The organism is Xenorhabdus anantnagensis (genome assembly GCF_028598555.1).
GTDB classification, from domain to species: domain Bacteria; phylum Pseudomonadota; class Gammaproteobacteria; order Enterobacterales; family Enterobacteriaceae; genus Xenorhabdus; species Xenorhabdus anantnagensis.
On the sequence record NZ_JAQRFN010000005.1, the window covers coordinates 139,326 to 151,527 of the forward strand.

At 40.8% G+C, this 12,202-nt stretch carries 10 protein-coding genes; 7 read left to right on the forward strand and 3 right to left on the reverse strand.

From position 1 onward, the window contains the following. Positions 1 to 73: 73 nt before the first annotated feature. The gene (locus PSI14_RS05990; RefSeq protein WP_273574974.1) at positions 74 to 889 is read right to left on the reverse strand and encodes a pyridoxal phosphatase; all 816 of its coding nucleotides are present in this window, start codon (positions 887 to 889) and stop codon (positions 74 to 76) included. A gap of 149 nt (positions 890 to 1,038) precedes the next feature. Between PSI14_RS05990 and pgl the strand changes: the two genes are divergently transcribed. Further along, positions 1,039 to 2,025: a 6-phosphogluconolactonase gene (pgl, locus tag PSI14_RS05995; RefSeq protein WP_273574975.1), complete on the forward strand. Its 987-nt coding sequence runs from the start codon at positions 1,039 to 1,041 to the stop codon at positions 2,023 to 2,025. A 1,090-nt stretch (positions 2,026 to 3,115) separates the two neighbouring features. Continuing rightward, the gene (locus PSI14_RS06005; RefSeq protein WP_273574977.1) at positions 3,116 to 3,430 is read left to right on the forward strand and encodes a hypothetical protein; all 315 of its coding nucleotides are present in this window, start codon (positions 3,116 to 3,118) and stop codon (positions 3,428 to 3,430) included. 140 nt (positions 3,431 to 3,570) lie between these two features. Here the strand turns inward: PSI14_RS06005 and PSI14_RS06010 are convergent, their stop codons facing one another. Next, complete coding sequence (locus tag PSI14_RS06010) at positions 3,571 to 4,152, reverse strand: hypothetical protein (protein ID WP_273574979.1); 582 nt, start codon at positions 4,150 to 4,152, stop codon at positions 3,571 to 3,573. A 353-nt stretch (positions 4,153 to 4,505) separates the two neighbouring features. Beyond that, positions 4,506 to 5,774: an adenosylmethionine--8-amino-7-oxononanoate transaminase gene (gene bioA / locus PSI14_RS06015; RefSeq protein ID WP_273574980.1), complete on the reverse strand. Its 1,269-nt coding sequence runs from the start codon at positions 5,772 to 5,774 to the stop codon at positions 4,506 to 4,508. 95 nt (positions 5,775 to 5,869) lie between these two features. Here bioA and bioB point away from each other — a divergent pair, with 95 nt between their 5' ends. The 5 genes from bioB to uvrB all read left to right on the forward strand — a co-directional run bounded on the left by bioB (position 5,870) and on the right by uvrB (position 12,194). Beyond that, on the forward strand, positions 5,870 to 6,910 hold the full coding sequence (gene bioB, locus PSI14_RS06020; RefSeq protein ID WP_273574982.1) for a biotin synthase BioB: 1,041 nt from the start codon (positions 5,870 to 5,872) through the stop codon (positions 6,908 to 6,910). Further along, positions 6,910 to 8,073 (forward strand): 8-amino-7-oxononanoate synthase, encoded by a 1,164-nt coding sequence (bioF, locus tag PSI14_RS06025; RefSeq protein WP_273575056.1) that lies wholly within the window; start codon positions 6,910 to 6,912, stop codon positions 8,071 to 8,073. The genes bioB and bioF overlap by 1 nt, the downstream gene beginning before the upstream one ends. Continuing rightward, positions 8,057 to 8,830 (forward strand): malonyl-ACP O-methyltransferase BioC, encoded by a 774-nt coding sequence (gene bioC / locus PSI14_RS06030; RefSeq protein WP_273574983.1) that lies wholly within the window; start codon positions 8,057 to 8,059, stop codon positions 8,828 to 8,830. The genes bioF and bioC overlap by 17 nt, the downstream gene beginning before the upstream one ends. Next, entirely contained in the window at positions 8,820 to 9,503 is a 684-nt protein-coding gene (gene bioD, locus PSI14_RS06035; RefSeq protein ID WP_273574985.1) for a dethiobiotin synthase, read from the forward strand. Before bioC ends, bioD begins: the two co-directional genes overlap by 11 nt. Positions 9,504 to 10,166: 663 nt before the next feature. After that, the gene (gene uvrB, locus PSI14_RS06040) at positions 10,167 to 12,194 is read left to right on the forward strand and encodes an excinuclease ABC subunit UvrB (protein WP_273574986.1); all 2,028 of its coding nucleotides are present in this window, start codon (positions 10,167 to 10,169) and stop codon (positions 12,192 to 12,194) included. Positions 12,195 to 12,202: the final 8 nt, after the last annotated feature.

Consider the following 12,202-nt stretch of genomic DNA (forward strand, 5'->3'; position numbering starts at 1 on the left):
GTATGTTAGGGAGTGCAGCAGTGAGCCATCTCATCTCATGACTGATTCACACCCCCATTAATGCCAAAGGTAATTACAGAACGTATTTTCGAAGGACTTCAGCGATGCCGGGTTGGGTGTTATCCCGTGTGATAATATCTGCCCGCTCTTTGACAGCATCGACGCTATTCCCCATAGCGACCCCCAATCCAGCACTTTCCAGCATACTGAGATCGTTATAATTATCACCAAAAGCAATCACATCTTTCATGCTCATGCCTTGCGACTCCACCCATTGCTGTAACCGCATGCCTTTGCTATTACCTTTTTTAGCTATATCTATCTGATCAAACCATGACCATTCACACTCAAGGCCAACATTTTCCTCAATTTGTTCACTAATCTCACGTAGTTTTACTAAATTGGGTGAGCTGGTGGCGAATTTCCAAATGAAATTCACATTGTGGATCGCATCTCGAAAGCTTCCTGTTTGCTGAATATTAGGGCGTTGGTGTTCAGGCAGAGAATCCGACCATGCAAGGGTTCGAGCTACGGTGTGAGGAAATTGATATAAAATGGCATCATCAACATACAGCAGATGCTGAATTTCCGTATTTTGCAGATAGGAAAGTGCTTGAGAGGCTTCTTGAATGGAGAGTGGATTAGAAGCCAAGACTTTCTTTTCATGATAATCATATGAATAAGTTCCATTACAACAAATGGCAGGAGTATCAAGTTGCAGCGCTTGATAGAAAGGATGGATGGCGACATGATGGCGTCCAGTCACAATCAGAACTTTAATACCTGATTGACGGGCTTCATTTAGGGCTGCCAGTGATTCTGGCAAAATATGTTTTTGTGGATCGAGTAGTGTTCCATCTAGATCCAGCGCGATAACGCGATATGACATGAGTTGGCCTCTGGGTTGTCTATGATATAAACAAAACAATATACAGTAGTTGAACATAATTAAACTGTCATATGAGCAGTTTAGCAGACAAAACTTTTCAAGAATCTTTATAGATCAATGAAATGGTAATGAAGCATTAAGGAGAAAACATGAAACAGGTGGTTTATACAGCCAGCCCAAACAGCCGACAAATTCACGTATGGTCGCTTAATGTGGCAGGGGAACTTTCGCTTCTCCAGACCGTGAACGTGCCAGGTGAAGTACAGCCAATGGTCGTTAATCCTGATGGCAAACACTTATATGTGGGAATTCGTCCTCAATTCAGTATCGTGACTTATGCCATTGACGAAGACGGGTGCCTTGAACAGCAGGCCATTTCACCATTACCGGGTAGTCCGACCCATATATCCACTGACAGAACAGGACGCTTTTTATTTTCTGCTTCTTACAGCTTCAATAACTTAAGTGTCCATCCTATTGATGAAAATGGAATCGTCAAAGCACCGAGCCAAATTGTAGAAGGCCTACAAGCACCACACTCTGCCAATATTGATTGTGAAAATCGTCAATTACTGGTTCCATGCCTGAAAGAAGATCATATTCGTATTTTCAATTTGGACGAGCAGGGGTATTTGACAGAAAACCGAGCAGATGCAATTACCACAGCAGCGGATGCAGGCCCACGCCATATGGCATTTCATCCGAAAAAACAGGCGATTTACTGCATTAATGAATTGGATTCAACGGTTGATGTTCTGCATAAATGGGAAAAATACCGTATTGTGCAATCAATTGATTCGCTACCAACAGATTTTTCCAATGTTCGTTGGTCGGCAGATATTCACATTACACCTGATGGCCGACACCTTTATACCAGTGAACGTTCAGAGAGCCTGATCAGCCATTTCCGTATTTCAGAAGATGGCTATCATCTGACATTAGCGGGACATTATCCGACAGAAACCCAGCCTCGTGGTTTTGCCATTGATCACAGTGGTCATTTCTTGATTGCGTCAGGGCAGAAATCGGATCATATTTCAGTGTCAAGTATTGATAAATATTCCGGGGAATTGACTCAACTGGCACGTTATCCGGTTGGTAAAGGCCCGATGTGGATTACAGTATTGGCACTGTAAACCTGAGCCGCGCTATTTTGGGCGCGGCAACATTTTTTAATGGGTTATTTATTAAAATATTAAATAAAATATATTTTCCACAAAACTTTTTTCTCTTCTAAAAACGCCATTTATTATTTTCATTTTCTAATGAAATTAAAATAATGTTATGATAAGTATTATTCATTGTCTTATAAATATAAATTTATTTTTTTATCAGAAAGTTATTACCAAATCAGTAAGAGAGCTTGCAGCCACATAGCTAGCTATGTGGCTGCGAACAATGATAGATGCAGTAGTTGTCTAAGATTAATATAATAGTTTGCACATTAAGGCAGCTTGCCAGTTGGCAAGCTTTTGAGTCCCACCAATCCATATAATGTAATTTATTCAATCGGTGGGTTTAGTGCTTATCATGGGTTTTATGGATAAGCTTTCTCATTTGTTGGCATTCATATTTGGGTATTGGTGCTATGCTAGGCATGATTCAGCCTGTATTGTGATTTGTCGTGATTAATTAGATCGCAAAAATCGGACTGAGCTCTCTCCAAGTGATTTGCTATTTCGAAAACTTATTTTATAAAGATTTGTAATTCTAATTGTGACGATAATGATCTTGGGCTAATGTTGCAAGTCATAAGGATTATAAAATTCCTTCAATATGTCATGGATTTAGACGCCATAATTCAATGTGTTACATAAGATTTTTTGTATATACCCAATTTGAAAGGCGAAGGATATATTAAAGTTAATTGTTGTGAATGAATATATGAACCAAATAAATGTAGGTGATCCTTATACAAGTGAGTTTTTCCGCTTTGATCAAAAATACTATCGACCTAATAATTATATTTCAAAGGGGTTATGTTTTGGCATTAGCTTTTGTCTTTTATCACATTTAGTATATAAACAAAATGTAGCGAAGTTATGTCCAAAGAAGTCATTCAGCCTTGCAGAAGAATATATGATTAAATTCAAATTATCATATTCAAGGTCTGATAGTATGTATAAATAAATTACGGAAAAACAACAGTCAAATTGTCAGAATAATTATTTTAGGTCGTCAAAAAATATAGATATAGAAGAATTAAATGGTTATGGTATGTTATCTATGGTGCGTATTGATAATGATAATAATCGTAGTAATTCCCCAAGTTATCATTATAGAAATTACAAATCAATTGATAATCATATGGGAGTTATAGTTTGGAATAACAACAGCTTATTTATATTTGAACCGAATTGCGGTGGAGTTTTATATCATGCAGGTTGTGGATCTTTCAATAAAGAGATGCTTCCTCAGCTCATTGATAGCCTAATTGATAGTATGTACAGAAAAACGGCTCGTAACGGTCATTCCAGAATTAAATACATCCACCGTCCAGACAATTCAAGGCATTACTTAAACGATAATGCTGTTAAATAAGCATTTAAAATGCTCGATCACTTTCTCACCCCTTGCAGAGCAAGGGGTGAGGGATTTTCATAGCAGAGTGTATCACTATTATAAAAATTTATTTAGTGATTAGATTCAATAATATCTTGGTTATAAAATAATAATTTAATTTATTGATATGGAATCAAGTTAAAAGTTCCAATACCAGATAGAACAATAGGATATGTAATTAATATGTGATTTTGTTGTACGGAATATAAATCACCCAAATAAACGTTTCCTTTAAGAAGACGCAAGATGATATTTCTTGGATAAATATAGAGTTGAATGTTTAATGGTGTATTTACAATGGAGTGAGGATATTTTACTACTCCACCAAGATGAATGTTATTAAAATTCAAGAGTGGAGTATTATATCCGCCTTGAATATAGCCATTGAAGTTAGTCTTTCTTCCTACATTGGGTGCATGTCCAATGGTAGTGGAGTGAGATGATATTTGGATAAAGGGAAAGCTGCCATATTGGTGATATGTATTAATGTTAAAATACCCACTAACAAACTCTGTTTGATTCAAAACAGGGATGGTTAATGAGTCTGGTTTAACATTATCTGAAAACAGATGAGCGAGTTCAGGTTTTTCTTTTACCAGAGCTTCATAATGTGCGATTTCTTGTTCATACCTATTTTGAGATAGCTCAAATACATCTTGATTTTCTTCATTGGAAGGTGTGAATAAATTTTCTGTATTCATGATATTTTCCTTGTTGTTTAAATAAATTTGATTGCATGATGAATATATCAGAGAATTTATTTTATGGTGATATAAGAGCCATTATTTTGGTAATTAATATTTGTCAGAGAGTGTTTTTTGAGTATAAGTTAATAGTCTTTTATTTTTTATTAGAGATATGATTATTAAATATTGGTTAATGTCGTAAAATAGCATTGGATACTATTTTTGCTGTTTTTTTAACTTATATTTAAATCGATTTTTTTACTGGTTTTTTGTTCATGTGGCCACATGAATAAATATGTGACCGGGGTGAGTAAGTGCAGCCAACAAAGAGGCAATTTGAAAGACGAAGGGTATAGATATATTGTTCTTTAATTTATTGCACCAGCAATAGCAGTTGTCAGTCTCGATAGCTGTTCTGGTTGAATAATATAAGGAGGCATCAAATAAATTAATCGCCCAAATGGCCTGATCCATACACCATGTTTAACGAAATGACATTGCAATGAGGCGATATCAACGGGCTGTTTCATTTCAACAACTCCTATAGCCCCCAAGACCCTAATATCTTTGACCGAATTGTGTGGCTTGAGGGGGAATAATTCAGCTTTTAATTGAGTTTCAATTGATTGAATACGTTGTTGCCACGGGCTATCTGAGAGTAATTTCAGGCTGGCATTGGCAACAGCACAAGCCAGAGGATTTCCCATAAAAGTTGGGCCATGCATAAAACAGCCTGCTTCACCTTGGCTAATAGTTTCAGCAACATGACGGGTAGTCAGTGTTGCGGATAATGTCATATATCCCCCCGTCAATGCTTTGCCTAAGCATAATATATCCGGTTCAATCTGTGCATGTTCACAGGCAAATAGCTTGCCAGTTCGACCAAATCCGGTAGCAATTTCGTCTGCAATCAACAAAATCTGGTATTCGTTACAAAGTTGGCGAACCTGACGTAGATATTCAGCGTGATAAATCCTCATTCCGCCCGCACCCTGAACAATAGGTTCTAAAATGACAGCGGCAATTTCATCATGGTATTGCAACAATAATCGCCTCAAAGAATCAATATCTTCCGGTTGCCACTCATTACCAAACTGACATTGCGGAGCATCGGCAAACAGGTGATTGGGGAGATAGCCTTTGTACAAATTATGCATGGAATTATCTGGATCGCAGACAGACATAGCTCCGAAAGTATCACCATGATAACCATGACGCAGTGTCAGAAAGCGATGGCGTTTTTTCCCTTTGGCTTGCCAATATTGCAATGCCATTTTTAGGGCGACTTCTACTGCAACCGATCCTGAATCAGCCAAAAAAACACATTCCAGAGAATCAGGTGTCATTGCGACTAATTGTCTGCACAGTTCAACAGCAGGAAGGTGGGTTATGCCGCCAAACATAACATGAGACATCTTATCGATCTGTGCCTTTACCGCCTGATTGATAACAGGATGATTATAACCGTGGATAGCAGCCCACCATGAAGACATGCCATCAATCAATTTTCGCCCATCTGATAAAACCAGCTCCACACCTGTGGCTGATGCGACGGGATAGGTAGGAAGTGGATTAGTCATTGAGGTATACGGATGCCAAATATGGCGCTGGTCAAATTCAAGATCAGAAGGAGTCATAATAACTTTGTTGTAAACCTTTTTGAGTTCATTTTGGTTGACATGATAACGGCGTTATTTAAACTGACAACATTTTTTACATCGGAGATGTTATTGTGAGCGAGCGTCAACAATGGACAATCAAGCAGGCACAGGGCTTGTTTGATAAACCTTTTTTTGAATTATTATTTCAGGCACAACAGGTACATCGCGAGCATTTTGATCCACAACAAGTACAAGTCAGTACACTGCTTTCGATAAAGACAGGGGCTTGCCCAGAAGACTGTAAATATTGCCCACAAAGTTCCCGCTACAAAACTGGCTTGGAAAAAGAGCGGTTGATGGAAGTGGAAAAAGTCATTGAGTCAGCACACAAAGCTAAAAATGCGGGTTCAACCCGTTTTTGTATGGGGGCAGCTTGGAAAAACCCGCATGAACGTGATATGCCGTATTTGGAAAAAATGGTCAAAGAAGTTAAAGAGCTGGGAATGGAAACCTGCATGACGCTGGGAATGCTGAATCAATCTCAGGCACAACGCTTGGCAGAGGCTGGCCTGGACTATTACAACCATAACTTAGACACCTCGCCAGAATTTTACGGCAATATCATCACCACGCGCAGTTATCAGGACAGACTGAACACGTTGGATAATGTCCGGGATGCGGGCATTAAAGTTTGCTCGGGCGGTATCGTTGGTTTGGGAGAGGAAATTCGTGATCGTGCAGCGTTATTGGTGCAGTTGGCGAATTTACCTAAACCGCCGGAAAGTGTACCGATCAATATGTTGGTGAAAGTAAAAGGGACGCCACTGGAAGACAATGAAGATGTCGATCCTTTTGACTTTATTCGAACTATTGCCGTGGCGCGAATCATGATGCCAAAATCTCATGTCCGTTTATCCGCAGGACGTGAACAGATGAATGAACAAACTCAGGCCATGTGTTTTATGGCAGGGGCCAATTCCATTTTCTACGGCTGCAAATTGCTGACCACACCAAATCCAGAAGAAGATAAAGATCTGCAACTGTTCCGTCGTTTAGGCATCAATCCTCAACAGACAAGAACGGCATTTGGTGATAATCAACAGCAGGAGCACTTGACTGAAGCCATTATTCATAATGCGGATAACGAACAATTCTATAATGCGGCAATATGATGAACTGGTCAGATTCTCTCTCCCGACGTTTAGCCGAACGTCGGGGCACTTCGCTATGGCGTAATAGGCAAGTCCATCAGGGATCTGATGGGCGTTTACTATGCACTTCAAACGGCCAGTATCTTAATTTCTCCAGTAACGATTATCTTGGATTAAGCCGACATCCCCAGATTATTGCTGCCTGGCAGCAAGGTGCCCAACAATATGGTGTGGGCAGTGGAGGCTCAGGACATGTTACGGGTTACACCGTTGCACATAATATTCTGGAACAACAATTGGCTGAGTGGTTGGGATACTCGCGCGCCTTACTGTTTATTTCTGGCTATGCCGCTAATCAAGGCGTGATTGCGGCTTTGATGGAAAAAGAAGATTGCATTATTGCTGATCGCCTGAGCCATGCATCGTTGATGGAAGCCGCAATGCACTCTCCGGCACAATGTCGGCGTTTTCTGCACAATAACATGGGATCTTTACAACAACATTTACAACAACGCTTGGCGAAAGCGTGTGCTGGCAAAACGCTGGTAGTAACGGAAGGTGTTTTCAGCATGGATGGAGATTGTGCTCCGCTTGAATCTATTGTACAGCAAGCGAAATCTACAGCGAGTTGGTTGATGGTGGATGATGCTCATGGCATCGGTATTCATGGTGATGAAGGACGTGGTAGTTGCTGGGTGCAAAATGTTAAGCCGGAGATTTTGATCATCACCTTTGGTAAGGCATTTGGATTGAGTGGAGCCGCAGTTTTATGTGATGAGCAAACCGCAGAATACTTGCTCCAATATGCCAGACACCTGATTTACAGTACCTCAATGCCACCTGCGCAGGCAGTGGCACTTTCCGAAGCAGTACAACAAATCAGAGCAGGAGATGAGTTGCGCCAGCGATTGCAAAATAATATTCGTTACTTTCGCCGTGAAGCGCAGCAGCTACCTTTTGTATTGATGAATTCAGAAACAGCCATCCAGCCATTAATCGTTGGTGACAATGAACGCTGTACCGCACTATCTCATGTGCTCAGGCAAAAAAAAGTGTGGGTCAAAGCGATACTTCCACCAACGGTTCCCCCTGATGGTGCACGATTACGCATTACGCTGACAGCAAATCATACACAGCACGATATTGATACATTACTGGAGGCGCTGCATGGATCTGGTTGTTAAATCTGTTGACAAACAAGCAATTGCAGGTGCTTTTGGACGCGCGGCTTCCAAGTATGACACTGTGGCTAAATTGCAGCAGCAAACAGGTGAGTATTTGATGGAGCTGGCACAAGCGGAAAATATCGGTATACGGGTATTGGATGCAGGGTGTGGAACAGGTTTTTTTAGTGCTCGCTGGAAACAGCAGGGTAAACAAGTTATTGCACTGGATCTGGCTTCCGGCATGTTGAGCCATGCCAAGAGACAGCAAGTCGCCGATTACTATCTGCAAGGGGACATTGAACATTTGGGATTGGCGGATAACAGTGCAGACCTCTGTTTCAGTAATCTGGCGGTACAATGGTGCAATGATTTGCCATGTGCATTGCGGGAATTTTATCGTGTTACCCGTCCCGGTGGCCTTATCGTATTTTCCACGCTAGCGCAGGGTTCGCTGAATGAATTGGAAGCAGCGTGGGAGCGCGTGGATGATTATCCGCATATCAATCAATTTCTGCCATTAAGGGCAATCATGCAAGCATGTCAGCCCTATCGACATAAAGTCATTAACCGGGAATATCACCAGCATTACCCACAATTGTTGCCCTTGCTGAATTCTCTAAAAGGGATCGGCGCAACACATCTTCATCATGGTCGCCAACAGGGATTAATGACGAGAAAACGTCTCAATATTCTTGCTGAAGCATATCCACGGAATAATGGGAATTACCCATTAAGCTATCAAATTGCTTTTGGAGTCATTTATTGTGACAAATAAATATTTTCTTACAGGAACCGATACTGAAGTAGGTAAAACAGTTGTTAGTTGTGCTTTGCTGCAAGCTGCCAATAAAAAAGGATATCAGACTGCGGGTTACAAGCCTGTGGCATCAGGGAGTGGGATGACAGCTGAGGGGATACGTAATGGTGATGCACTGGCTTTACAACGTAATAGTGCAGTGTCATTAACTTATCAGGAAGTAAATCCTCTGGTATTTGTTGAACCTACATCGCCTCACATTGTAAGCGCAGAACTTAATCAACCAATAGATTTTTCTGTTTTATCAAAGGGTTTGGGAGCATTGGAAAAGAAATCTGATTGGGTTTTGATTGAGGGGGCGGGGGGATGGTATACACCACTATCGGACAATACGACTTTTGCTGATTGGGTGATTCAAGAGAATTTACCGGTAATTTTGACTGTCGGTGTCAAATTAGGTTGTATTAACCATGCAGTATTAACCGCGAAAGCTATTCAGTATGCTGGATTGAAACTGGCAGGTTGGGTTGCTAATGAAATTGAGCCGGCAGGCAAACATCAGGCGGCATATTTGGAGACACTAAAGCGCATGATCCCTGCACCTTTATTGGGGATTATTCCTCATTTGAGTGAATCAGATGATAAAAGTAATATAGGTAAATACATTACTATTGATTCATTGGTTAACTAATTATTTACTTTGAGTTAGTTAAAATTGGTGTCGAGAATGGTTGTTCAGTCGATTTTTTTTACATAAAAAGTATTTTATTTCAACAATGATTGAGATGTTTTTGAACAACAAATAGCGAAAATCAATTCTAAAACAGCATAAAATATTTCGCCATTGAAAAAATTTATAAACAAGAATAACCCCGCAATCGCCGATGCTTGATAGGTTTTGCTGGGTTATCCACTATTGTTGTGGATAACTTTGTGTATTAGTTTTAGAAAATCATCCTCGTGCAAGGTAATACGCGGTTTGCGCAAGATTTGCTGCTATTCTCGACTTGTATTTTTTTTATGAAAAAAATCAACTGGTTAAATAAAATCAATCTTTTTTGGTTCTCCTCTGCTATTCAGAGCTTTGCGATTTCTATTGCTAATACAAAAATAAGAAAAATCAAGCCCATTATTTGAGGCTAAAAATAGCCATCATTAATGTTAATTAAAGGTTAATATCATAGTGTGAATATCACATTTTATGAATATATAAATAAGCAGTGGCTTGTTTCCAAGGAATCTTTCCAGATCTTTCTTCAAACAAAAATAATATTATTTTATCAACTTACTTGAAGCTGGTTTTTTATCCAGTATCATAAAAGGGTTTTGTCAGTGTACGGATGGCGTGGGGAAAATGAGCAAAGAAACGAGCAAGGTATTCAAGTTACATTCTGATTTTAAGCCGGGAGGCGATCAGCCATCGGCCATCAGACAATTACAGGAAGGGCTGGAAGATGGATTAGCCCATCAGACGCTTTTGGGGGTTACGGGGTCAGGTAAAACTTTTACGATTGCGAATGTTATCGCAAACTTAAATCGTCCCACCATGATCCTTGCTCCCAATAAAACATTGGCAGCACAGCTTTATAGCGAAATGAAAGAGTTCTTTCCTGAGAATGCTGTGGAGTATTTTGTATCCTATTACGATTATTACCAGCCAGAAGCCTATGTGCCCAGTTCCGATACCTTTATTGAAAAAGACGCTTCAGTAAATGAACATATTGAGCAGATGCGTTTGTCTGCTACAAAAGCCTTGCTGGAACGCCGTGATGTTGTTGTGGTGGCTTCTGTCTCTGCAATTTACGGTTTAGGTGATCCTGATAGCTATTTGAAAATGATGCTTCACTTAACTGATGGTATGTTAATTGACCAGCGTGCTATCTTACGTCGCTTGGCAGAACTGCAATATGCCCGTAATGATCAAGCATTCCAGCGCGGAACATTTCGGGTACGTGGTGAAGTGATTGATATTTTCCCGGCAGAATCGAATGAACATGCATTGCGTGTGGAATTATTCGATGATGAAGTTGAGCGCCTTTCCTTGTTTGATCCGCTGACGGGACAGGTACAGTACAATATCCCGCGTTATACCATCTATCCCAAAACTCACTATGTTACACCGCGTGAACGTATTCTTCAGGCGATGGAAGAGATCAAAACTGAGTTGGTGCAACGGCGCAAGGTTCTGTTGGCATCAGACAAGTTATTGGAAGAACAGCGCATCACCCAGCGAACACAATTCGATCTCGAAATGATGAATGAATTGGGTTACTGCTCCGGCATTGAAAATTACTCCCGTTATCTATCTGGTCGTTCCGCTGGTGAACCACCTCCAACGCTGTTTGACTATCTCCCGGCAAACGGTTTGCTGGTGGTGGACGAATCTCACGTGACCATTCCACAGATTGGTGGAATGTACCGAGGGGATCGCTCCCGTAAGGAAACATTAGTGGAATATGGTTTCCGTTTGCCGTCAGCGCTGGATAACCGTCCATTGCGGTTTGAGGAATTTGAGGCATTGGCACCACAGAGCATTTATGTTTCAGCCACTCCTGGTCACTATGAATTAGAAAAATCTGGCAATGACGTTGTTGAACAAGTTGTGCGTCCGACGGGGCTAATTGACCCAGAAGTTGAAGTTCGTCCTGTAGCAACTCAAGTGGATGATTTACTGTCTGAAATCCGAATTCGTGCGGCAAAAAATGAGCGAGTGTTGGTAACGACCTTAACCAAACGGATGGCGGAAGACTTGACAGAATACTTGGAAGAGCATGGTGAGCGAGTACGTTATCTTCATTCCGACATTGATACCGTTGAACGGGTAGAAATTATCCGTGATCTTCGTCTCGGTGAATTTGATGTTTTGGTTGGCATTAACTTATTGCGTGAAGGTTTGGATATGCCGGAAGTTTCCCTCGTGGCAATTTTAGATGCAGACAAAGAGGGCTTCCTTCGTTCAGAGCGATCTCTAATCCAGACTATCGGCCGTGCAGCACGTAACCTGTATGGTAAAGCCATTTTATATGGCGACAAAATCACGAATTCAATGGCGAAGGCTATTGAGGAAACAGAGCGCCGTCGTGCTAAACAACAGGCATTTAATACAGAGCACGGTATTGTACCGCAAGGGTTGAACAAAAAAATCGGTGATATCCTGAAAATTGGTCAACCCGTTCATGGTAAAGGAAGAACCAAAGGAAAAAGTAAAGTTGCCTTGGGCACGGATGATTACCACAATTTATCAGCCAAAGAGCTAGAGAGTAAAATCCGTGAGTTGGAAGAAAAAATGTACCAACATGCACGGGATCTTGAGTTTGAAAAAGCGGCCAGCATTCGTGATCAGGTTCAGGAATTGCGAGCACAATTTATCGCTAATTCCTGATGGTCGCC

What these genes read in the sequence shown, in the direction of transcription:
- uvrB (WP_273574986.1), top strand. Translation starts at nt 10,167, where the DNA reads ATGAGCAAAGAAACGAGCAAGGTATTCAAGTTACATTCTGATTTTAAG.
- PSI14_RS06005 (WP_273574977.1), top strand. Translation starts at nt 3,116, where the DNA reads ATGGTGCGTATTGATAATGATAATAATCGTAGTAATTCCCCAAGTTAT.
- bioF (WP_273575056.1), top strand. Translation starts at nt 6,910, where the DNA reads ATGAACTGGTCAGATTCTCTCTCCCGACGTTTAGCCGAACGTCGGGGC.
- bioA (WP_273574980.1), bottom strand. Translation starts at nt 5,774, where the DNA reads ATGACTCCTTCTGATCTTGAATTTGACCAGCGCCATATTTGGCATCCG.
- pgl (WP_273574975.1), top strand. Translation starts at nt 1,039, where the DNA reads ATGAAACAGGTGGTTTATACAGCCAGCCCAAACAGCCGACAAATTCAC.
- bioC (WP_273574983.1), top strand. Translation starts at nt 8,057, where the DNA reads ATGGATCTGGTTGTTAAATCTGTTGACAAACAAGCAATTGCAGGTGCT.
- PSI14_RS05990 (WP_273574974.1), bottom strand. Translation starts at nt 889, where the DNA reads ATGTCATATCGCGTTATCGCGCTGGATCTAGATGGAACACTACTCGAT.
- PSI14_RS06010 (WP_273574979.1), bottom strand. Translation starts at nt 4,152, where the DNA reads ATGAATACAGAAAATTTATTCACACCTTCCAATGAAGAAAATCAAGAT.